The sequence below is a fragment of the Mesorhizobium sp. M0207 genome (assembly GCF_040321995.1).
Classification (GTDB): domain Bacteria; phylum Pseudomonadota; class Alphaproteobacteria; order Rhizobiales; family Rhizobiaceae; genus Mesorhizobium.
Window position 1 is genome coordinate 379,137 of sequence record NZ_JAMYSQ010000002.1, and the last position, 22,421, is coordinate 401,557.

A 22,421-nucleotide genomic window follows, 5' to 3' on the forward strand; every position below is an offset into this window, starting at 1 on the left:
GTTCCTCCCTTGTGGCCACATTTATTCGGATCGCGAAATAATGGGCCTATCCTAAGGCGGAGAGGCGCAAAATAAAAGGCTGAATCGGGAATGTGGTCCGACCAGATAGGGCTTCTGGCCCTCTGGAGCGGATCAGCCGGCGCGCACCCGCCGCCAGGAATATTTCGGGCCTTTGGCCTCCGGCTTCACCGCCGGCTGATAGAACAGCGGCAGTCCGCCGGTGCGGCCTTGCTCGAGCCGCTTCAGCAGCACCGGGTGCGATACCTCGAATTCATCGAAGCCGACGCGCAGCATATGCGGCAGCTGATCGATCAGCACCTGCCCGGTGGCGCGCATAGCGCCTGCAAAATGATAACGGCTGCGCAGCAATTCGCCCTTGGAGAACGAGCGGCCGTCATTGAACGCCGGAAACGCCAGCGCCACCAGCGACAGCTGATCGAGCAGGCCTGCGATCTTCTCGAGCTGATCGCCGGGCTGCAGCAGCACACCGATGCGCTCCTTCGCCGACCGCCGCACCTCCGGATCGAGGCCGAGAAACGCCTGCAACGGCAGGATGAAACGGCCATTGCCGACCAGCGCCTCGGCGCTTTCGGCATGAACCCACTCGTCCTCGCGGAACCCATCCGGTGTCCACAGCCGCATGGCGTTTTCGGCTATCAAATCGCTCATCAAGAAAATTCCCAAGTCCAAAGATTCTAAAGTGCAAAACACCTCAGGGTGCGTTGAGATTCAGGTCAGGCCGAGCCGGAACCGAAGGCGCGCGCGAAGCGACCAAACTGCGTGGCTTCCGAGAACCGGAGCGGAGCGTACTTTGGGTACGTGAGCGCCGGAAGCGCAGGAAGCCGCCGTTTGCAGGCCGGCTGAATATCAACGTATCCTAAAGCGAGGCGTCGGTCAGCGACCTTTCCAGCCCCGACAAGTGGATGCCGCATTCGGTCTTGGCGTGCCCGGCCCAGCGGCCGCTGCGCGCATCGTCGCCCGGTTGCACCGGCTGCGTGCATGGGAAACAGCCGATCGACAGATAGCCATAGGCGACCAGCGGGTTCTCACGCAGCGCATGCGCGCGCATGTAGCCGGCCTGGTCCGATGTCGTCCAGTGCGCCAGCGGATTGATGCGGATGCGCGAGCCGACCGCCTCGAACACCGGCAGCGCTGCCCGGGTCGCCGCCTGGAAGCGCTTGCGGCCGGTGAACCAGGCGCGGAACGGCTCGACGCCGCGCGCCAGCGGCTCGACTTTGCGCACGTCGCAGCAGGCGTCGGTGTCGGTCTCGTTCAGATTGCCGGTCGGGTCGATCCTTGCCAGCGCCGCATCGTCGGGCCTGATCACCCGGATATCGCTCAGCCCGAAATCGGCGGCCAGCGCGTCACGATAGCCGAGCGTCTCCTCGAAATGCTTGCCGGTGTCGAGAAAGATCACCGGCAGCGTGCGGTCGATCTCGGCGATCATGTGCAGCAGCACCGCCGAATCCGCGCCGAAGGACGAGACGGCGGCGATTTCGCCGTGAAAGAACTCCCGGGTCGACCGCTCGATGATCTCCAGCGGCTTCAGATGGCCGTAGAGCGCGTCGAGACCCGCCGCTTGGGCGGCGATGCCGGCCTCGACGTCGACGATACGGTCAAGCGGCCTTGGCTTCGCCAGCATAGAGCGCCTCCTTGAACGGCGCGGGACCGACTCGGCGGTAGGCGTCGATGAATCTTTCGTTTCTGTCCAGCCGAAGCCCGAGATAGGTCTCGACGATCTGCTCGATGGCATCGGTGATCTCTTCCGAACTGAAGCCGCGGCCGATGATCTCGCCGACCGAGGTGTTCTCGTCGGCCGAGCCGCCGAGCGTCACCTGGTAAAGCTCGGCACCTTTCTTCTCGACGCCGAGGATGCCGATATGGCCGACATGGTGATGGCCGCAGGCATTGATGCAGCCGGAAATCTTCAGCTTCAATTCGCCGATGTCGCGCTGGCGCTCCAGCGAAGCAAAGCGCCGCGAGATTTCCTGTGCCACGGGAATCGAACGCGCCGTTGCCAGCGCGCAATAGTCGAGGCCGGGGCAGGAGATGATGTCGCTGATCAGGTTGGAATTGGCCGTCGCCAGCCCGATATCGACAAGCGCGTCATAGACCGCCTTGAGATCGGCGCGCGCGACATGCGGCAGGATCAGGTTCTGCTCGTGACTGACGCGCAGCTCGTCGAATGAATATTTTTCGGCAATGTCGGCGACCGCTTCCATCTGGCTGTCGGAGGCATCACCCGGCGTCTCGCCGATGCCCTTGAGCGAGATGGTCACCGCCGCGTAGTCGGGATGGCGATGGGTGACCACATTCTGATCCAGCCATTCGGAAAAGCTCTTGGAGTCGAGGCGGGCAAGCTTGACCGCCTCGTCGCCTTCCGGCCGGTCGACAAGCGGAGGCGGCGCGAAATAGGCATCGATGGCGCGGATGTCTTCTTCCGGCAGCCTCAGCTCGGCGTCCTTCAACTCCTGCCATTCGGCCTCGACCTGGCGGGTGATCTCCTCGACGCCGGTCTCATGGACCAGGATCTTGATGCGCGCCTTGAACTTGTTGTCGCGCCGGCCATAGAGGTTGTAAACGCGCAGGATCGCCGTGCAGTAGGACAACAGATCCGCTTCGGGCAGGAAATCGCGGATCTTCTTGGCCACCATCGGCGTGCGGCCCTGGCCGCCGCCGACATAGACGGCGAAACCGAGCTCGCCGGCGGCGTTCTTCTTCAGGTGCAGGCCGATGTCGTGCGTCTGGATGGCGGCGCGGTCGCGCTCGGCGCCGGTCACCGCGATCTTGAATTTTCGCGGCAAGAACGAGAACTCCGGATGTACCGAGGACCATTGCCGCAGGATTTCGGCATAGGGGCGCGGATCGGCGACCTCGTCGGCGGCGGCGCCGGCGAAGTGGTCGGCGGTGACGTTGCGGATGCAGTTGCCGCTGGTCTGGATGGCGTGCATCTCGACGCTTGCCAGATCAGCCAGGATCGCCGGGATGTCCGACAGCGCCGGCCAGTTGAACTGGATGTTCTGGCGCGTCGTGAAATGGCCGTAACCTTTGTCGTATTTGCGGGCGATGTGGCCGAGCATGCGCAGCTGCTTGCTGTTCAGCGTGCCGTAGGGCACCGCGATGCGCAGCATGTAGGCATGCAGTTGCAGATAGACGCCGTTCATCAGCCGAAGCGGCCGGAACTGGTCCTCGGTGATCTCGCCGGCAAGGCGCCGCGCGACCTGGTCGCTGAACTCGGCGACGCGGGCCTTGACGAAATCGTGGTCGAACTCATCGTAACGGTACATATTCAGGTCTTTCCGGGCGCGTCCGCCCGTTATTTTCTTCATTCGAGCATGATCGGGATCATGCTTGTGTCATCTATGCCGCGCGTGCGGCTTGCGGACGGGCCTGCTTGCCCAAGTCGTTGCGCGTGGTCGGGCCGGCGGCACGGATCTTTTCACGCAGCCGGACCGCTTCGACCGTGCCGTTGGCCACGGTCACGTCTATCAGGTTGACGTCGACCACTTCGTTGTTGGCGGAGGCCTTGGCGCCGATCGTCTCCAGCCGGTCCTCGGCCGCCTTGTCATGGGCGATGTCGGCATGGTCGATGGTCTCGGCCCAGCTGCCATTGGCGTACCAGACGGCTATGCCGTCGGCGAGGCGGTTCGCGGTCAGGACTTTCATTGGCTCACTCCTTGCGCGGCAGCACTCGCCACGCTTTCCTGCCTGTGTGCCGCCAGCGGCTCGGACCGTTCGAAATTGGCGCCGGCGACCGCGTCGCCGATGATGGTCATCACCGGGCCGCTGAGGTCGGCGCGCGCCTCCAGCGACGGCAGGTCGGCGAGCGTGCCGTGGAAACGGCGGCGGTTGGCAAGGCTGGCATTCTCGACCACGGCGACGGCCGTATCCGGCGACAGGCCGGCTTCGATCAGCCGGCCGGCGACCTCGGCGGCGACCGAGCGGCCCATATAGACGGCGACCGTCGCGCCGGAAATGGCGAGCTTTGCCCAGTCGGGCAGCGAATTTCCCTTGAGGTCATGGCCGGTGGTGAACACCATCGACGACGACACGCCGCGCAGCGTCAGCGGCAGTTCGAAATCGGCGGCGGCGGCGAAGGCCGCGGTGACGCCCGGAACCACTTCGTAGGCGACGCCGGCATCGCGAAGTGCCGCCATCTCCTCGCCGGCCCGGCCGAACACCAGCGGGTCGCCGGACTTCAGCCGCACGACACGCTTGCCGGCGTGGCCAAGCTCGACCAGCAGCGCATTGATCTCGGCCTGGCTCTTGGAATGGCAGCCCTTGCGCTTGCCGACCGGCAGGCGCTCGGCATCGCGGCGGCCCATGGCGACGATCGCCTCCGGCACCAGCGCGTCATGGACGATCACGTCGGCTTCCATCAGCAGGCGATGGGCGCGCAGCGTCAAAAGGTCCTCGGCGCCTGGACCGGCGCCTACAAGCGCGATATGGCCCGATGCCGGTTCTTTCGAAAGCAGCAGGCCGACGGCCGCATCATGCGCCTGCGAAAGCTCGCCTGCCTCGACAGCGCGGGCCGGCGCGCCGCCAAAGAAATCGCTCCAGAAGCGGCGGCGGGCATTGCCCTTCGGCAGAAGTCTTTCGGCGGTGTCGCGAAAAGATGCGGCGAGCGCCGCGAGCGGCCCGAGCGAGGGCGCCAGCATGCGGTCGATGCGGCTGCGCAGCATCTGCGCCAGCACCGGGCCGGCACCTTCCGTGCCGATGGCAATGGCGACCGGCGCGCGGTTGACCAGTGCCGGCGTGAAGAAATCGCATAGCTCCGGCCGGTCGACGGCATTGACCGGAATGCCCAGCCGGCGCGCATCCCCGGCAACGCGGCGATCGAGCGCCTCGTCGCCGCTGGCGGCAAACACCATCACCGCACCATTGAGATGTGCTGCATCATAGACGTCGGCGATGTGGGCGGCCCCCGTCTCGGCGATAAAGGCCAGCAGCTCCGGGCTTGTTTCATCGCTGACGATGCGCAGCACAGCGCTCGACTGCGCGAGCAGCCGCGCCTTGGCCAGCGCTTCCTCTGCGCCGCCGACGATGGCTATGGCTTCGCCCTCGACCCGCATGAAGACGGGAAAGGCATTGAGCTTGGGTGTGGCTTGCGGCATGACGAGCGGAATCCTGGAACCGTTTGTCAGTTCTACGCGGAGGCGCGAAAAACCAGAAGGCACCCACTCGCGCATCGCTTCGTAGCAGGCAATCTCTTTTCTGCAAGCATGAAGGCCAAGAGAAAAATATTCCACATTCAAATGCGGGGCAGATTGAAGCTGCTGTTGCAGCCCTTGATCCGCTGCCTTTTTAGCGGCCGGAGGAGCTAACCACAAAACAGATTTTTCTAAATTCTATCAATTTAGTAGATTAAGCCGCCGGATGCTGACCGAGCGATCGACGGCAGCCCCGCACTCTCGCCGACCCCTGTCGGAGCACCGGGTCCGAGTGCCGGAACATTCCCGCCTCGGCACGCGTTTGCCCTATGGACCCAGGCCCGGTCACACCCCTGCGGCAAAGGCCCGGCGATGGGTTCGAAAAATCAAAAAAGGAGCGCCCCATGAGCAACGTCAGACTGAAACGCGGACTGTGGATCGTGGTGGCAGATGGCGAAAAGGCGCTGTTCCTCGAGAACCGTGGAGACGTCCAATATCCCGACCTTCAGGTCGTGCACGAGATGGAGCAGGAAAATCCGGCAACCCGAGAACAAGGCACGGACCGCCCCGGCCGCTACAGCGACGGCCCTTCCGTCCACCGCAGTGCGGTCGAGGACACCGACTGGCACCGTCTCGGCAAGGAGCGTTTTGCCGAAGAGATTGCCGACAGGCTCTACAAGCTCGCGCACCGCGGCAGCTTCAAGGAGATCGTGCTGATCGCGCCGCCGCCGGTGCTGGGCGACATGCGCAGGAAACTGCACAAGGAGGTCACCGACAAGATAACGGCCGAAATTCCAAAGACGCTGACCAACCACAGCATACCCGATATCGAGAGCCTGCTGCAGGCGACCTGATCGGGCATCGGCGGTGTGCAACTTTCGTTTCCGTAGCAATCGCCTGGCTGGAGCAGGCCGCGCCGGGTGGCAACGCTTGCCGGCTCAACGCCTTTTTGCCGCCTTGCCATCGATTTCATGGGGATTGCGGGTTGTCTCGCGACTGTCCCAGCCTCCATACTGCCAAGGCGGCGGCTTTTGGACGGCGCATATCCGACATCGCGATTCCTGAAGGCGCTCCATAGACAATGCCGCATGACACGCCCCTTATCGCCACCATCGTCGCCGGTCTGGGGCTGGCTTTCGTCTTCGGCGCACTTGCCAACCGTTTTCGCGTGCCGCCGCTGGTAGGCTATCTCATCGCCGGCGTTCTGGTTGGACCGAACACGCCGGGTTTCGTTGCCGATGCCGGCCTCGCCAATGAACTTGCCGAGATCGGCGTCATCCTGCTGATGTTCGGCGTCGGCCTGCATTTCTCGCTGAAGGACCTGTTGTCGGTCCGCGCCATCGCCGTGCCCGGCGCCATTGTGCAGATCGGCTTCGCGACAGCCCTCGGCGCCGGCCTTGCCTGGATGCTCGGCTGGTCGATGGGCGCGGGACTGGTCTTCGGCCTGGCGCTTTCCGTGGCCTCGACCGTGGTGCTGTTGCGCGCCCTGCAGGAGCGGCGGCTGATCGAGACCGAGCGCGGCCGCATCGCCGTTGGCTGGCTGATCGTCGAGGATCTGGCGATGGTGCTGGCGCTGGTGCTTTTGCCGGCGTTGGCCGGCGTGCTCGGCGGCCAAGAGCAGGTGGAGGTGCACTCCAGCGGTCTGCTGTCGCTGCCAGCGAGCTACGGCGTCTGGGGCGTCGTCGCCGTCACACTGGCCAAGGTCGCGGCCTTTGTCGTGGTCATGCTGGTGGTCGGCCGCCGGCTTATCCCCTGGATCCTGCACTACGTCGCCCATACCGGATCGCGCGAACTGTTCCGGTTGGCGGTGCTTGCGATTGCGCTTGGCGTCGCCTTCGGGGCGGCCAAGCTGTTCGGCGTGTCGCTGGCTCTCGGCGCTTTCTTCGCCGGCATGATCATGAGCGAATCCGAGCTCAGCCACCGGGCGGCCGAGGAATCGCTGCCGCTGCGCGACGCCTTTTCCGTGCTGTTCTTCGTTTCGGTCGGCATGCTGTTCGACCCGTTCAGCGTGATCAGCAATGGTTGGCCGATCCTGGCGACGCTGGCCATCATCGTTGTCGGCAAGTCGCTGGCAGCCTTCGTCATCGTCGTCGTCTTCCGCTATCCGGTGGCAACCGCATTGATGATTTCGGCAAGCCTAGCCCAGATCGGCGAATTCTCGTTCATCCTGGCTGAACTCGGCGTCGGGCTGAAACTGCTGCCCGAACAAGGCCGCGACCTCATCCTCGCCGGCGCCATCCTGTCGATCGTCCTCAATCCGCTGATGTTTCTTGCCGTCGACCGGATGAAACCCTGGCTGGAAGCACGCGCCGGCAGGACGGCGCCGTCCGGCGAAGCAAGGCCGATCGGCCCGGCGACCGAGCCCGGCCAGGTGGCTTCGGTCGCGGCGCCTGCTAACGAGGATGGCCCACCGCCCAGGACGAGGCTGACCGGCCACACCATCCTGATCGGCTACGGCCGCGTCGGCAGCCTTGTCGGTACATCGCTGAAGCAGGCCGCCCTGCCCTTCCTCGTCATCGAGGATGCCGACAAGACGTTGGCGAAACTCAAGGCCGAAGGCGTCGAAACCGTACCCGGCAACGCGGCGAGTGGCGACGTGTTCGCCGCATCCAATCCCGCGGGCGCGAAGCGGCTGATCCTGGCCATTCCCAACGCCTTCGAGGCCGGGCAGGTCGTGCTGCGCGCCCGCGCCGCCAATCCGGCAATCGAAATCATCGCCCGCGCCCATTCCGATGCCGAGGTCGAGCACCTCAAAAACCTTGGTGCCGACACCGTCATCATGGGCGAACGCGAGATCGCCCGTGGGATTGTCGAAGTGGTGATCGGACATGTCGTGTCGCCGATGCCTGCGACTGCCAACGAACCGAACGCGGCGGAACCCTCCACTTCCGGGGGTTAGCCATGACCTCTCGGCGATATGGGAATATCTCCTTGAGGTACATAGCTTGAACACGGTCGGGGCCGGTAGCTCAGCCGGATAGCGCGCCCGATGCTAATCGGTAGGTTGTGGGTTCAGGTCCCGTCCATCCAACCAGTCATTATCAACGCGCTTGGTGGCTACCGATAACTTGTTAACCGGTGGTTATCGATACTGACCCAAAGTCGCCTAGCGGCCTTCTCGCAGCGAACGGACCATTCGTTCTCTATGAATGACATCGCATGGCCGAGCCTTTTCGCGGTCATCACTGGATCGCAGCCGACGAAAATCAAGTCAAGCTTCGCAAATCGCGGGTTATTGCCTGGAGAGCCGAACCGTTTCACTAGCCTCTTCATATCTAAATCGACGGCAATAAGTGCAGCACTATTGAGGATAGCTGTGCTGGCAACCAGTTCGTCCTTGGCGCCACTTTCCAAAACATCGCCATGATAGATAATTTGATAGCCGCGGTCCAAAAATGGCGACGCCGAGAGAACTGGTGTCCCCTCGTCAAGAAGAACTACTAGAGTTGGTTTTTTTCCCTTCACGCCACTTCTTTAAAATTTATAGCCGCCGCAATGTCTCCGATATTTAGGCTCGGATACTGCTTCTGTATATCTTCAAAAGAATATCCCGCCTTGTGAAAGGATTGTATGTGTCTTACCGGGATTCTCGTCCCCGCGATCACAGGCTGATTTTGAGCGACACCGCGCTTCTGATCAATCTTCCCGACAGTTTGGGCATCACGCTGTCGCATAGCACGCACAGCGTCTTCCATCTTACCAGCCACGACTTGAAGAGGTATCTCCAGGACTCCTTGGCCTGTCGACGTCTCTTCTTTTTGACCCGTCTCGGGGTTATCGAAAACGATTTTCTTGCGGTGGACATATAGCGTCGTCTTTGCCCACATGTCGGCCCCTAGGTGGGCCAGTCTTTCCTTTGCCTTCCGTAGCTCAGGAAACGACACCTTCGATTCGTTGCGGATGGAATTGATAATTTTCAGACAGAGCAGGTCACGGAACCCATAGAGGCGAAGCTCCGCAAGACTGTCGTCTTCCATTTTAATGCTTGGAATGAAGAACTTATCTGTAGCCCAATAGCGGAGTTGTCGGCGGCTGACCCCCGTCAGGCGCACGACTTGTTCCTCCGTAAAGGCGGAAATCACCACGTTTGAATCTGCCTTCGGCATAACGTATCCTAACCCCTCTTTAGGGCCAGAAGAAGAGGCGATGTGCGCCATGAATGAAGCCCACTTGTCACTTTCAGAAGCTTTAAGATCCGGGCGGCTTGAGGAACTTATTGTTCAACAGGAAGTCGCCGGAACCGGTCTTATCGATGAGGCCGCCTTTCTAGAAGCGGCCTCCAAGTGATCAAACACGAGCCACGATCACATCGAATATCGAGTTCTGCATCCTCCGATGGCTCGATCGGAAAGTGAATTTCGGTACCCGTGAACAAAGGGGGAGAAGGCAATGCCAGCGCCGAAATTCCCTTCTCTCGTCACTATGCGGGAGAAGGTCCCAGCAGGGCGATGAGGGGCAGCGCCGACGATTGATAAAACTCAGCCGCTCAAACGTGCTGGCCGCCATTGATGTGGATTTCCGAACCGGTCACGTAAGACGCCTGCTGCGAGCACAGGAAGAAGATGATGTCGGCGACTTCCGCCGTGGTGCCCAGCCTTCTCAGCGGGATGGTCTCGACGATTTTTTCCGTGCCCGGCGACAGGATCGCGGTGTCGATCTCGCCCGGCGCAATGGCGTTGACGCGAATGCCGTGGGGGCCGAAATCATGCGCCATCTCGCGGGTCAGCGAGCCGAGTGCCGCCTTCGACGTCGCATAGGCGGTACCGGCGAAAGGATGCACGCGGGTACCGGCGATCGAGGTGACGTTGACGATCGAGCCCTTGGCCGATGCCAGCTCCTTGAACAGGCCCCGCGCCAGCATGATCGGCGCGAAGAAATTCACCTGGAAGACGTCGCGCCAGACATGCATCGGCGTGTCGATCGAGTTCATGCGGCTGTTGCCGTCCTTGAGCTTCGGCGAGATGCCGGCATTGTTGACCAGCGCATGCAGCTGGCCGCCATGCGCCTCGAGCCGGTGGCGGATTTCCGAGATGGCGATGCCGACATCCTCCTGGTCGGCGAGGTCGACCTTGATGTGGTCTTCAGGTCCGGCCGGCCACGGGCAGTCCTCGGCAAAGGCCTGGCGCGAGCAGGTGATGACGCGCCAACCTTCGCGTGAAAAGCGCTTGACAGTGGCATGGCCGATGCCACGGCTGGCGCCGGTCAGCACGATGGTTTTTCTGGTGTCGGTCTCTGCCATTCGCGGTCTCCAAACGGGAGATGTAGCGGAACGCGGCAGCGGTGGCGAGGGGGCCTGTTGTTCAGCCGCCTGTCAGGATGTCCAGGATCGAGGTCTGCCGCTTCTTGACCGGGCCGCCGACATTGCCGGGCGGCACCGGATGCTTGATCGATCCGGTGGCGCTATCGACCCCCGGCATGGCAAGGCCGCCGGCATCGACTGTCTCGGCAGGACGCGCGGGACGCGAAGCCGACTGGGTAGCTGCCACAGGCGGCGCCGATTGGCCGACGGAAGCGACCGGCGCCGGCGGCGCCGTATCGGACGGTATGTCGTCCGGGACGATGGTGTCGGGCGGCGTCGACTTCCAGGTTCCAGGCAGCGGCCGCACCGGCACGCCCTCATGCGCGGCGACCATGAACTCGTGCCAGGCCTGCGCCGGCAATGCGCCGCCGGTGACCTTCTTCATCGCGCTGCCGTCATCATTGCCGAACCAGACGCCGGTGGTGAGGTTGGCGGTATAGCCGATGAACCACGCGTCGCGCGAGTTCTGGCTGGTGCCTGTCTTGCCGGCCGCCGGCCAGGCGAACGCCGCCTTCCTGGCCGTGCCGATCTCGACCGTGCCGGTCATCATCGAGTTCATCATGCCGACAACATCGGGCTTGACGACCCGCGGCGCACCGCCGCCATTGTTTTCGTAGAGCACCTTGCCGTCGCTCGTCGTGACCCGGCGGATGAAATGGATGTCGGGCTTATAACCGCCGTTGGCGAAGGGAACATAGGCCGAGGTCAGTTCCAGCGGCGTCACTTCCGAGGTGCCGAGCGCGATCGAGGTGTTGGCCGTCAGCTCGGACTGGACGCCCATGCGGTGCGCCGCCTCGACCACCGCATTCGGCCCGACTTCCATGGTCAGCTGCGCGGCCACCGAGTTCAGCGATTTTGCCAGCGCCGTCGCCAGCGTCACCTTGCCGAAATATTTGCCGCCGTAATTGTCGGGCGTCCAGTTGCCGATCTTGATCGGCGCGTCGTTGCGCACGCTGTCGGGCGTGCGGCCGGATTCCAGCGCCGCCATGTAGACGAACGGCTTGAACGCCGACCCCGGCTGGCGGCGCGCCTCCGAGGCGCGGTCGAACTGGCTGGTCGAATAGTCGTAACCGCCGACCATCGCGCGCACCGCGCCGGAATTGTCGATCGACACCAGCGCGCCCTGGCTGACATTGAGCTTCTTGCCGCTCTGGTCGATCAGCCGGCGGATCGATTGCTCGGCGAGTTTCTGCAGCGTCAGGTCGACAGTCGTGTCGACGACGACATCGCGGCGCACGTCGCCGATCAGGTCGGGCAGTTCTTCCATGATCGTATCGGCGACGTAGTTTTCCGAGCCGGTCCAGTAGGACGGCGCGCGTGTCGCCGGCGCGCTCATCGCCGTGGTCTGCTCCTTGGCGCTGATCTTGCCCTCGTCGCGCATCGCGGCGAGCACCAGCTGCGAGCGCTGCTCGGCCGCCTTCGGGTCGCGCGCCGGCGACAGCCGCGACGGCGCCTTGAGCAGGCCGGCGAGAAGGGCGGCCTCCGACAGCGTGACGTCACGCGCGCTCTTGCCGAAATAGCGGCGCGAGGCCGCTTCGACACCATAGGCGCCAGAGCCGAAATAAACCCGGTTGAGGTACATTTCGAGGATCTGGTCCTTCGTATGCTTGTGCTCCAGCCACAGCGCCAAGAGCACTTCCTGCACCTTGCGTTCCAGCGTGCGGTCCGGCGTCAGGAACAGGTTCTTGGCCAGCTGCTGGGTCAGCGTCGAGCCGCCCTGCGAAAAATGCCCGCCCAGCACGTTGGTCACCATGGCCCGGGAAAGGCCGATCGGGTCGATGCCGAAATGCGAATAGAAGCGGCGGTCTTCGATGGCGATGACGGCCTCGGGAATATAGGGCGACATTTCGTGCAGGCCGACGGCCTCGCCGCCGCTCATGCCGCGATTGCCAAGCAGCTGGCCGTCGACCGAGACGATCTTGATGTTGGGGGCGCGGTCGGGAATGGCCCAGGTGGTGGCCGCCGGCATTTTCGCGCCGTAATAGACGACGATGCCGGCAGTGGCGATGCCGCCCCAGATGGCCAGCACGAAGCACCAGTAGAACAGCCGGGCAAGCACGCCGAACACGCCGCGCCGGCTTTTGCCGCGCCCGCCGCGCGGCGGCTTGGCCCTGGACGATTTGCGCTTTGCAGCGGCTTTTCGGTTGCTCGGCACGACGCGGTCCTCCTCGCTTACCGAAAAACCGGCCGAGGATCTCGCCCCCGGCGATGCCTCGAAGCTGGGCTCGATGCGGCTGTCTTTCCGGTTCGCCATGCGCTGTGCTGTCTTCCCCATGCCTATGGCGTTGGGGTTGAAGACTAGATGCGGCGGTTTAAAGGCGGGTTAAGTCGGGAAAAATCGAAATAAACTGTATTCAGTCGCTTGCCGAACGGCTGCGGCCCGCGACAGCGCCAAAGCCGGAAATGAAAAACCCGCCTCGGCGGGCGGGTCGTTGGAGCCAATGAGCACCATAGCAAAATCAGTAGCATAGCTGCCGGCACAAAGCAAGAACAAAATGCGCGTTGCCTCAGAATAATCACTTCAGTTCGGCGGTTGCGACAACCCTCAGTCGTCGGCATCCGCATCGTCGGAGGCCGGCCGCCAGCTGATCGGCTCGATCTTCCTTTGCGTATGGCCGTCCGTATAGGCCCACCAGCCAGCGTCGCTTTCGTCCCAGTCGCCGCCTGCCGCCTTCAGCCGGTCGAGCGAACGGTATTGCGCGATGCTCTCGTTCATCACGCCGTCGCTGTCCTGCCAGTAGACGGTGACCTTGGAGCCGTCCTTCGGTGCCGTTTCGATTGATTTTCGGGCAGCCATTTTCATTTCTCTCGGTGAAGCGAACGGAACGCCGGGACAAGCGTCTGGTTCCTGGCCGATGGCCTTTAGGAGAATTCGCTCCGGCGAGACATATGGCGTGGTTTTCGAGAACCGGAGCGCAGCGGACATTTGGGTCCGTGAGCACCGGAAGCGGAGAAAACTGCGCCAGATGGCCGCCGGAGTAGAATTATCATGAAGGCCATTAGCTGTGGGCGAAGATATCCTCCTCATCCCAGCCCATCAGGTCGAGTTTCGCACGCGTCGGCAGGAAGCGGAAGCAGGCATCGGCCTCCCTGGTCCGGTTGTCGCGCGCCAGACGCGCGCTCAGCACGTCGCGCAGCCGGTGCAAATAGAGCACGTCGGAGGCGGCATATTCGAGTTGCTCGGGCGACAGCGTCTCGGCGGCCCAGTCCGATGATTGCTGCGCCTTCGACAGGCCGATCCCGAGAAGCTCGAAGCAGATGTCCTTCAGCCCGTGCCGGTCGGTGTAGGTGCGCGTCAGCCGCGACGCGATCTTGGTGCAGAACACCGGCTCCGGCATGACGCCGAAGGCGTTGTAGAGCACGGCGAGATCGAAGCGGCCGTAATGGAACAGCTTGGTGATGCTGCGGTTCTTGAGCAGGCTGACGAGGTTCGGCGCCTTCTTCTGGCCGGGCGCGATCTGGATGACGTCGGCCGAGCCGTCGCCCGGCGAGATCTGCACGACGCAGAGCCGGTCGCGATGCGGGTTCAGCCCCAGCGTCTCGGTGTCGATGGCGACCGCCCCGACATCGTAATGCAGCAGGCCGGGCAGATCGTTTTTGTGGAAACGTATGTCGCTCATCGTCTTCTCCGGTCGCGGCCCCGTGCAGCGATGTGCGACGGACCGTGCCCGTCCTTGCCGCGATCCGGCGAAAAATCAACAAAAACTTGAATCTGGCGTAATTTCAGCGTGTCAGCGCCTCGAGAATGCGCGCCCAGGAGCGCTGGCCCTTGTGGAAGGAGCTCATCTCGTACTTCTCGTTCGGCGAGTGGATGCGGTCGTCGTCGAGGCCGAAACCGACGAGCAGCGACTCCATGCCGAGATAAGTCTGGAAATCGCCGACCACCGGGATCGAGCCGCCGCTGCCGGTCACCACCGCCGGCTTCGGCCATTCGTCGGACAGCGCCTGCTTGGCCTTGGCGAGGAAGGGCGAGTCGTAGGACAGCTGGATCGCCGGCGAGCCGCCATGCGGATGAAATTCGACCGAGCAGTCGGCCGGAACGCGCTGCCTGGCAAATGCCTGGAAGGCGGCGCGGATTTTTTCCGGATCCTGTTTGTGGACCAGGCGGAAGGAGACTTTTGCCGAGGCTTGCGCGGCGATCACCGTCTTGAAGCCCTTGCCGGTATAGCCGCCGATAATGCCGTTGAACTCGGCCGTCGGTCGCGCCCAGGTCAGCTCGAGCACCGAGCGGCCCTTTTCGCCGGACGGAATCGACAGGCCGATCGGGCCGAGGAAGGTCTCGGCCGTCTCGCCGAGCGACAGCCACGACTGCAATATCTGCGACGGCGTTTCCTCGACGCCGTCATAAAAACCCGGAATGGTGACGTGACCATCCGCATCGTGGATGTCGGCCAGGATCTTTGCCAGGATGCGGATCGGATTGGCGGCCGCACCGCCATAGAGCCCGGAATGCAGGTCGCGGTCGGCGGCAGTCACCGTGATCTCCTCGCCGACCAGCCCGCGCAGCGAGACGCAGATCGACGGCGTATCGCGGTCCCACATGCCGGTGTCGCAGACCAGCGCGAAATCGGCCTTGAGCTCATCCGCATTCGCCTCGAGAAACGGCTTCAGGGACGGCGATCCGGACTCCTCCTCGCCCTCGAACAGGATTGTGATTCGGCACGGCAATCCGCCATGCACCTGCTTCCACGCGCGGCAGGCCTCGACGAAGGTCATCAGCTGGCCCTTGTCGTCGGCCGCGCCGCGGCCGGTGATCACCTTGTGGCCGGGCTCGATCTCCTTGACCGCCGGCGCGAACGGGTCGCTTTCCCACAGCTCGATCGGATCGACCGGCTGGACGTCGTAATGGCCGTAAAACAGCAAATGCGGCGCGCCCGCCGGCCCATCGTGATGCGCGACCACCATCGGATGGCCTGGTGTGTCGCGCACGCTGGCGTCGAAGCCGATCAGCTTGAGCTCGGCGACCAGCCATTCGGCGGCCTTGCGGCAGTCGGCGGCGTAGTCCGGATCGGTGGAGATCGACTTGATGCCGAGCAGGCCGAACAGGCGTTCCAGGCTCTGGTCGAAGTTCTTGTCGAGGCGGTCGAGAACAGGGGAAACTGCGGACATCTGGCGGGCCTTTCGATTCTGGCGGCGAATCTAGAGCCCATGTTGCGAAACGGAAAGCCCGCGACCGTTGGGCCACAGCTTCCTGTCCAAAGGCAAAAAAATGCCGCCGTGGTGGAGGGAACCACGGCGGCCTCTACTCGAAACGATGCGGCAGCCCGGAGAGGGGGGATAGGCTGCCGCAAGTGTCCGGGATAGGCGGGGGACGGGCCTTGCTCCGGACTTCGGCGAAAACTGCCGATGGCGTTTATCTGTGTCTGCGAACGTGGCGATTCAAGGGCACAAAAATTACACTTTTGTAACATAGGCGTGAGCGAACAAAGCTCCAGCCAGGCCGCATGGCAGGCCAGGCTCGTACGCCATTTGTCAGGGTGTTGCCGGAACCCTTGGCAGAAGCCGCCTTTGGCATGGACCGCGGCGCCGCGCCGCGCTATTCCCTCGTGCCATGAAAAAAGGCGATCATCTCTTCCTTGTCGACGGCTCCGGCTACATCTTCCGTGCCTATCACGCGCTGCCGCCGCTGTCCCGCAAGTCCGACGGGCTGCCGACCAGTGCCGTGCTCGGCTTCTGCAACATGGTCTGGAAGCTGACGCAGGACGCCCGCAACACCGATGTCGGCATCGTGCCCACGCATTTCGCCGTGATTTTCGACTATTCGTCGAAGACCTTCCGCAACGACCTCTACCCCGAATACAAAGCCAACCGCTCGGCGCCGCCGGAAGATTTGATCCCGCAATTCGGCCTGATCCGCCAGGCGACCAGGGCCTTCAACCTGCCATGCCTTGAGACGGAAGGCTACGAGGCCGACGATTTGATCGCCACCTATTGCCGGCTTGCCTGCGAAGCCGGCGCCGACACCACCATCATCTCTTCCGACAAGGACTTGATGCAACTGGTCGGCCCAACGGTTGCCATGTACGACCCGATGAAGGACCGCCAGATCGGCGTTCCCGAGGTGATCGAGAAATGGGGCGTGCCGCCACAGAAAATGATCGACCTGCAGGCGCTGACCGGCGATTCGGTCGACAATGTGCCGGGCGTGCCCGGCATCGGGCCGAAGACGGCAGCGCAATTGCTCGAACAGTTCGGCGACCTCGACACGCTGCTCGCCCGCGCCGGCGAGATCAAGCAGGACAAGCGGCGCGAATCGATCATCGCCAATGCCGACAAGGCACGCATTTCGCGTGACCTGGTGACGCTGAAGAACGACGTGCCGGTGACCGAAGGGCTTGACGAATTCGTGTTGCATGCGCCGGACGGCCCCAGGCTGATCGGCTTCCTCAAGACCATGGAATTCTCGACGCTGACCCGCCGCGTGGCCGAAGCGACCGGAACCGACGCCGGCGACGTTCCAGCCACCCCCGTCACCATAGAGCGTGCCGATACCGCGCATGGCCCCGATATGGGTTTTGGCGTGCCCGCGGCCGCCGAGAGCGCACCGCCGTCGGACGAAGCGGCACTCGAAGCTCCGGCCGCAGCCAAGCAAGGCGACACCCCATCCCTGCTTTCGGCGCTTCGCCTGGAGGCTGCCACCGCCCGCAAGATCGACACCGGCGCCTACACCTGCATCCGCGACGCCGCGACGCTGAAGGCCTGGATCGCCGAGGCGATGGAGAGAGGCATCGTCGCCTTCGACGTTAAGACGTCCTCGCCCGATCCGATGCGGGCCGAACTGATCGGCCTTGCCATGGCCGTCGCGCCCGGCCACGCCGCCTACGTGCCGCTCGCCCATAAAAACGGCAATGGCGACCTGCTCGGCGGCGGCGCGGTCGAAAACCAGATCCCGGTCCGCGACGCGCTGGCGTTGCTCAAGCCGCTGCTCGAGGACAAATCCGTCCTCAAGATCGTGCACGATATGAAATACCGCCTTGTCGTCATGAGCCGTCACGGCATCGAGATCGGCCCCTATGACGACACCATGCTGATCTCCTACGTGCTCGAGGCCGGCACCCACGGTGGCCATGGCCTGGAGGCGCTGGCCGATAAATGGCTCGGCCACGCGACCATTCCGCTGAAGGAACTGGCCGGTTCGGGAAGAAGCTTCGTCGGCCTCGATCAGGCCGACCTCGGCAAGGCGACGGCTTACGGGGCCGAGCACGCCGACGTCGCGCTCAGGCTCTGGCAGGTGCTGAAGCCACGGCTTGCCGCCAAGGGCCTGGTCTCGGTCTATGAACGGCTGGAACGGCCGTTGGTGCCGGTCCTGGCACGGATGGAGCAGCGCGGCATCTCCGTCGACCGGCAGATCCTGTCGCGGCTCTCCGGCGAACTGGCACAGGGTGCCGCACGGCTCGAGGACGAAATCTACCAGCTGGTCGGCGAACGCATCAACATCGGCTCGCCAAAACAGCTCGGCGACATCCTGTTCGGCAGGATGGGTCTGCCTGGCGGTTCAAAAACCAAGACCGGCCAGTGGTCGACCTCGGCGCAGCTTCTCGAAGACCTCGCCGCCGAAGGCCACGAATTGCCGCGCAAGATCGTCGACTGGCGCCAGCTGACCAAGCTGAAATCGACCTATACCGATGCGCTGCCCGGCTTCATCCATCCCGACACCAAGCGCGTCCACACCTCCTACGCGCTTGCCGCGACGACGACCGGGCGGCTGTCGTCCTCGGATCCCAATCTGCAGAACATTCCGGTGCGCACCGTCGAGGGTCGAAAGATCAGGACGGCCTTCATCGCCGACAAGGGCAACAAGCTGGTTTCCGCCGACTACAGCCAGATCGAATTGCGCGTGCTCGCCCACGTCGCCGAAATCCCGCAGCTCAAGCAGGCCTTCGCCGATGGCGCCGACATCCACGCCATCACCGCGTCTGAAATGTTCAACGTGCCGGTCGAGGGCATGCCTTCGGAAGTGCGCCGCCGTGCCAAGGCGATCAATTTCGGCATCATCTACGGCATTTCGGCCTTTGGCCTCGCCAACCAGCTGTCGATCGCGCGCGAGGAAGCCGGCGACTACATCAAGAAATATTTCGAGCGCTTCCCCGGCATCCGCGACTATATCGATGCGACCAAGGCCTATGCCCGCGAGCACGGCTTCGTCGAGACCATCTTCGGCCGCCGCATCCACTATCCGGAGATACGGTCGTCGAACCCTTCGGTCCGTGCCTTCAACGAGCGCGCCTCGATCAACGCCCGCCTGCAGGGCACCGCCGCCGACATCATCCGTCGCGCCATGATCCGTATGGACGAGGCGCTGGAAAAAGCCAGGCTTTCTGCCCGCATGCTGCTGCAGGTGCATGACGAGCTGGTTTTCGAGACGGTCGAAGCCGAGGTCGAGGCGACGATCCCGGTCGTCTGCCACGTCATGGAGAACGCCGCCATGCCGGCGGTATCGATGTCGGTGCCGCTGCACGTCGACGCCCGCGCAGCCAACAACTGGGAAGAGGCGCATTAAGGCGGGCCACAGAGCCATGTTCGGTTCAAGGTTCACGAGCAGCAGCGGTATGCTATAGTGCCCGTATGATCACCAAGGCACTTGAGAATCTGGTAAGGCATGCGGAAGCTTGGCCTCGCGAAGACCAGGAGGAGCTTGCTGATTACGCCCGCGTCATCGAGGCGCGGCGGACTGGCGTGTATGCGATGTCGGAATCAGAGCGCAGCGCGGTCACAGCGGGCCTAGCAGAGGCCGATCACGGCACTTTCGTAGATGAGGATACCGTTCGCGCGGCCGACACCCGCCGCAGGCTATGAAGGTCCGATTTACGCGGCAAGCCTTTGCCGAACGCGAGGCGATTTTCAACTACCTCGAAGAGCGGGCGCCTCAGGGCGCCCTTTCAGTCATTTCTCGGATCCACGCTGGGATTTCGCGACTTGCCGAATTTCCCGAAAGCGGTCACGCGACCGACATCCCTGGCGTTCGCGTCCTCTTCATAGGCCGCTACCCTTATAAGGTCTTCTATCGTGCCCGTGCCGACGCAATTGAGATCCTGCACATCCGGCATACCTCAAGGAGACCCTTTCCCTACTGAGCCGATCCGGGAACACCCGGCGAGGGCTCGGAAAACCTTGCTCCGCCTTCGCCGCGTTGCTCCGGCCTCAAGCCGCCTCGGCCAAACACTTCGCACATGTCCCACGAAACTCGATCACCGCCTTCTTGGCGGCGAAGCCGGTCGAGCGCACCCATTCGTCGAGCCGGTGTCCGACATCGTGGTCGGAGAACTCGGTCACCTGGCCGCAGGTGTCGCAGATGGCAAACGCCGTCATCGAATGGCTGTGGTCGTGCGGCTCGGCACAGGCGACGAAGGAATTGAGGCTTTCGAGCCTGTGCACGAAGCCGGATTTCACCAGCGTGTCGAGCGCCCGGTAGACCTGCAGCGGCGCGCGAAAACCGCGCTCGCGCAGTTGGTCGAGCAACGTATAGGCGCTGAGCGGGCCGCTGGCGGCCTCGAGCTTCTCGAGAACGCAAAGCTGGTTCTTCGTCAGTACATCCCTTGCCGCCATGATCCTGTTCCAAGCCGCTCCGTGCCGATCGCTGCCATTTCGCAAGCAGTCGGACCTCTTCCACTGAGATAGCGACGAACTGCCATTTTTGCTACTGTTTCTATTCGCAGCCGGTGGTCGGCTGGCCGGCGGCGCCATATTCAAAATACTGACAAAATCCTCGGCCAGGCTGGCCGTGCTTGGAAATTCGATCGGGCTTGGGGAAGCAATCATGATCAAAGTGACGCGGCGGACGCTGCTTGCCGGCACGTCCGCGCTGGCCGCTGCCGGCCTGGTGCCGTTTCGGGCATTCGCAGCGGCGCGCACCTACCATGCGCTGCTTGTTGCCTGCACCGATTACCCGAACCTGCCGAAGAAAAACTGGCTGATCGGACCGAAAAACGATGCCGGCCTGGTGCGCGATTACCTCCTGGGGAACACGCCCGCGCCGGTAAAATTCCTGGCCGAAAACGTCACGCTGCTCGCCAAGGATGTCGAAGGCGCCAACGGACCGCCGACACATGCGGCGATCAAGGCGGCGTTGGCCGATCTTGCCGCCAAGGTCCAGCGCGACGATTTCGTCTACCTGCATTTGTCCGGTCACGGCGCGCAGCAGCCGGCAGCGAACAAGGGCGACGAGACGGACGGCCTCGACGAGATTTTCTTGCCGTCCGACATCGACAAATGGGTCAACCGCGAAAAGGGCGTGCCCAATGCGCTGGTCGACAACGAGATCGGCACCGCGCTCGACGCTATCCGCGACAAGGGCGCCTTTGTCTGGGCCGTATTCGACTGCTGCCATTCCGGCACGGCGACGCGCGCCGCCGAGGTCGACGACGAGCTGGAACGCAAGGTCGAGTTCGCCGATCTGGTCGGCGGCGACGACGCTGCCAGGGCGGCTGCGGTGAGAGCCTATGACGAGATTGCGTCGGCCGCGCCGCGCGGCTTTGACGACGACGGGCAGCGCAAGCCGGCCTTCAAGCTGACGCCGACCGGCGCCGAGCCGACCACCAAGGGCAAATTGGTCGCCTTCTACGCGGCGCAGACGGTGGAGACGACGCCCGAGATGCCGCTGCCCAAGGGCACGGCCGATGCACCGCGTTTCGGCCTGTTCACCTTCACCATCCTGTCGAAACTGGCCGAGAACCCCAACATCACCTATCGCCAGCTCGGCCAGGCCGTGCTGCAGCAATATTCGGCGGACGGCCGCACCCGGCCGACGCCGCTGTTCGAAGGGGAACTCGACGCACGCGTCTTCGGCACCGACAAGACAGACGCGGTCATGCAATGGCCGATCGTCATCGAGAACGACAAAGCCACGATCAGCGCCGGGTTGCTGCAACGCCTCACCCCCGGCAGCAGGCTCGCAATATTGCCGTCGGCGCTGTCGCCGCTGTCCGAGGCGCTTGGCTATCTCCAGGTTCAGTCGGCGAAAAACCTGGAAAGCCGGGTCAAGCCGGTCGAGTTCGGCGGCAAGCCGGCGCTCAAGCTGGCCGATATCCCCGCCAATGCCTATGCACGGCTGGCCGAGCTCGCCGTCGACTACAAGCTCGTGGTCGCGCGGCCGGCTGCGGCCAAAGGCCTCGAGAAAGAGGCCGCGCTGGCGAACTCGGTTCTCGACGAACTGGCGGCCAGGAAGAGCTCAGGGTTTCACATCGCGCTGGTCGAGCCGGGCAAGAGCGCAGATCTGCGTCTCGCAGTGCTGCGCGAGAACGCCATTGCCGGCGCCGCAGAAGATGCCACCGACGCGCCGGCGCTGTGGTTCCTGCCGGCTTCGGGCGACATGACGCTCAAGGGCGGCAGCAAGCCGCCGTTGATCGTCATTCATCCGGACGGCCGCGAAAAGTTGATCGAGGCCGCCACAGGGAATCTGACGAAAATCTTCCGCGCCATTGGCCTGTCGAGGCTGGCCGCCGCCTCCGATTATCGGCCGGAAGAGGTCAGCGTCGAGTTCCGGATCAAGCGTTTTGACAGCGACACGCTGCAGCCGATCGAAGCGTCGACTGTGCCGCGTGTTTCGCCCGACGATCAGGTCCACGTACTGGCCAGGAACGGTTCGACCAACCTGGTCGACATCAACGTGCTCTACGTCGGCTCCGACTATTCCATCCAGCATTTTCTTGCCGAGCGCCTGACCGAAGGCGCCGTGCTCGAGGAAGGCCTGTTCAAATTCACCGACACCGGCTTCGGCATGGAGCGGATGATCGCCGTCTTGACCGAAGCACCGCCGCAGAGCGAGAAGCAGGATCTGAGCTTCCTGGCGCAAGAGGGCGTTGTCTCGGTAACGCGCGGACTGGGACAGCCAAGCTTCGCCGACATGCTGGCCGATATCGGCATGGCGCCGGCGACACGGTCGGCCATGCGGCTGACCGACGACAAGGGGTCGAAGGGCGCCGTGATGATTTTTCCGATGGAGACCGTGCCGCGCGCCTGAGGCGCGGTCAGGT

At 63.5% G+C, this 22,421-nt stretch carries 19 protein-coding genes; 6 read left to right on the forward strand and 13 right to left on the reverse strand.

Features of this window, described 5'->3' with window-relative positions; genetic code table 11:
* Positions 1-132 precede the first annotated feature (132 nt).
* The 5 genes from NKJ15_RS05650 to cysG all read right to left on the reverse strand — a co-directional run bounded on the left by NKJ15_RS05650 (position 133) and on the right by cysG (position 5,114).
* A complete protein-coding gene (locus NKJ15_RS05650) occupies positions 133-669 on the reverse strand; it encodes a DUF934 domain-containing protein (protein ID WP_352539420.1) in 537 nt (178 codons plus the stop codon).
* A gap of 208 nt (positions 670-877) precedes the next feature.
* Positions 878-1,642 carry a phosphoadenylyl-sulfate reductase gene (locus NKJ15_RS05655; RefSeq protein ID WP_352448339.1) on the reverse strand — a complete coding sequence of 255 codons (765 nt, stop codon included), beginning with the start codon at positions 1,640-1,642 and terminating at the stop codon, positions 878-880.
* Positions 1,617-3,287: a nitrite/sulfite reductase gene (locus NKJ15_RS05660; RefSeq protein ID WP_352469418.1), complete on the reverse strand. Its 1,671-nt coding sequence runs from the start codon at positions 3,285-3,287 to the stop codon at positions 1,617-1,619. The genes NKJ15_RS05655 and NKJ15_RS05660 overlap by 26 nt, the downstream gene beginning before the upstream one ends.
* Positions 3,288-3,360: 73 nt before the next feature.
* Positions 3,361-3,666: a DUF2849 domain-containing protein gene (locus tag NKJ15_RS05665; protein ID WP_352814514.1), complete on the reverse strand. Its 306-nt coding sequence runs from the start codon at positions 3,664-3,666 to the stop codon at positions 3,361-3,363.
* The gene (gene cysG / locus NKJ15_RS05670) at positions 3,663-5,114 is read right to left on the reverse strand and encodes a siroheme synthase CysG (protein ID WP_352814515.1); all 1,452 of its coding nucleotides are present in this window, start codon (positions 5,112-5,114) and stop codon (positions 3,663-3,665) included. Before cysG ends, NKJ15_RS05665 begins: the two co-directional genes overlap by 4 nt.
* Positions 5,115-5,554: 440 nt before the next feature.
* Between cysG and NKJ15_RS05675 the strand changes: the two genes are divergently transcribed.
* Positions 5,555-6,004 carry a baeRF12 domain-containing protein gene (locus NKJ15_RS05675; protein WP_352448343.1) on the forward strand — a complete coding sequence of 150 codons (450 nt, stop codon included), beginning with the start codon at positions 5,555-5,557 and terminating at the stop codon, positions 6,002-6,004.
* Positions 6,005-6,231: 227 nt separating this feature from the next.
* A complete protein-coding gene (locus NKJ15_RS05680; protein WP_352814516.1) occupies positions 6,232-8,049 on the forward strand; it encodes a cation:proton antiporter domain-containing protein in 1,818 nt (605 codons plus the stop codon).
* 158 nt (positions 8,050-8,207) lie between these two features.
* Here NKJ15_RS05680 and NKJ15_RS05685 read toward each other — a convergent pair whose 3' ends face one another.
* Positions 8,208-8,615, reverse strand: a complete 408-nt coding sequence (locus NKJ15_RS05685) for a hypothetical protein (protein WP_352703063.1) — start codon at positions 8,613-8,615, stop codon at positions 8,208-8,210.
* Entirely contained in the window at positions 8,612-9,307 is a 696-nt protein-coding gene (locus tag NKJ15_RS05690) for a DUF433 domain-containing protein (protein ID WP_352703064.1), read from the reverse strand. Before NKJ15_RS05690 ends, NKJ15_RS05685 begins: the two co-directional genes overlap by 4 nt.
* Between NKJ15_RS05690 and NKJ15_RS05695 the strand changes: the two genes are divergently transcribed.
* Positions 9,306-9,437, forward strand: a complete 132-nt coding sequence (locus NKJ15_RS05695) for a hypothetical protein (protein WP_352703066.1) — start codon at positions 9,306-9,308, stop codon at positions 9,435-9,437. The two genes, NKJ15_RS05690 and NKJ15_RS05695, sit on opposite strands and share 2 nt — an antisense overlap.
* 199 nt (positions 9,438-9,636) lie before the next feature.
* Here NKJ15_RS05695 and NKJ15_RS05700 read toward each other — a convergent pair whose 3' ends face one another.
* From NKJ15_RS05700 to NKJ15_RS05720, 5 genes are all read right to left on the reverse strand, one after another.
* A complete protein-coding gene (locus NKJ15_RS05700; RefSeq protein WP_023675240.1) occupies positions 9,637-10,389 on the reverse strand; it encodes an SDR family NAD(P)-dependent oxidoreductase in 753 nt (250 codons plus the stop codon).
* Between the two features lie 61 nt (positions 10,390-10,450).
* Complete coding sequence (locus NKJ15_RS05705; protein WP_352814517.1) at positions 10,451-12,703, reverse strand: transglycosylase domain-containing protein; 2,253 nt, start codon at positions 12,701-12,703, stop codon at positions 10,451-10,453.
* Between the two features lie 291 nt (positions 12,704-12,994).
* Positions 12,995-13,246, reverse strand: a complete 252-nt coding sequence (locus tag NKJ15_RS05710; RefSeq protein WP_352469413.1) for a hypothetical protein — start codon at positions 13,244-13,246, stop codon at positions 12,995-12,997.
* A gap of 202 nt (positions 13,247-13,448) precedes the next feature.
* Positions 13,449-14,069: a ribonuclease D gene (locus NKJ15_RS05715; RefSeq protein ID WP_254816792.1), complete on the reverse strand. Its 621-nt coding sequence runs from the start codon at positions 14,067-14,069 to the stop codon at positions 13,449-13,451.
* A 103-nt stretch (positions 14,070-14,172) separates the two neighbouring features.
* A complete protein-coding gene (locus NKJ15_RS05720; RefSeq protein ID WP_352814519.1) occupies positions 14,173-15,558 on the reverse strand; it encodes a M20/M25/M40 family metallo-hydrolase in 1,386 nt (461 codons plus the stop codon).
* 442 nt (positions 15,559-16,000) lie between these two features.
* Here NKJ15_RS05720 and polA point away from each other — a divergent pair, with 442 nt between their 5' ends.
* Together polA and NKJ15_RS05730 are read left to right on the forward strand one after the other, a co-directional pair.
* Positions 16,001-18,949, forward strand: coding sequence for a DNA polymerase I (gene polA / locus NKJ15_RS05725; RefSeq protein ID WP_352814521.1), 2,949 nt, complete (start codon positions 16,001-16,003; stop codon positions 18,947-18,949).
* A gap of 292 nt (positions 18,950-19,241) precedes the next feature.
* Complete coding sequence (locus NKJ15_RS05730) at positions 19,242-19,523, forward strand: type II toxin-antitoxin system RelE/ParE family toxin (RefSeq protein WP_352448351.1); 282 nt, start codon at positions 19,242-19,244, stop codon at positions 19,521-19,523.
* Between the two features lie 67 nt (positions 19,524-19,590).
* Here the strand turns inward: NKJ15_RS05730 and NKJ15_RS05735 are convergent, their stop codons facing one another.
* Positions 19,591-19,995 carry a Fur family transcriptional regulator gene (locus tag NKJ15_RS05735; RefSeq protein ID WP_023675234.1) on the reverse strand — a complete coding sequence of 135 codons (405 nt, stop codon included), beginning with the start codon at positions 19,993-19,995 and terminating at the stop codon, positions 19,591-19,593.
* Positions 19,996-20,206: 211 nt separating this feature from the next.
* On the opposite strand from NKJ15_RS05735, the gene NKJ15_RS05740 reads away from it, so the two are divergent.
* Positions 20,207-22,408, forward strand: coding sequence for a caspase family protein (locus tag NKJ15_RS05740; protein ID WP_352814523.1), 2,202 nt, complete (start codon positions 20,207-20,209; stop codon positions 22,406-22,408).
* The last annotated feature ends 13 nt before the right edge of the window (positions 22,409-22,421 follow it).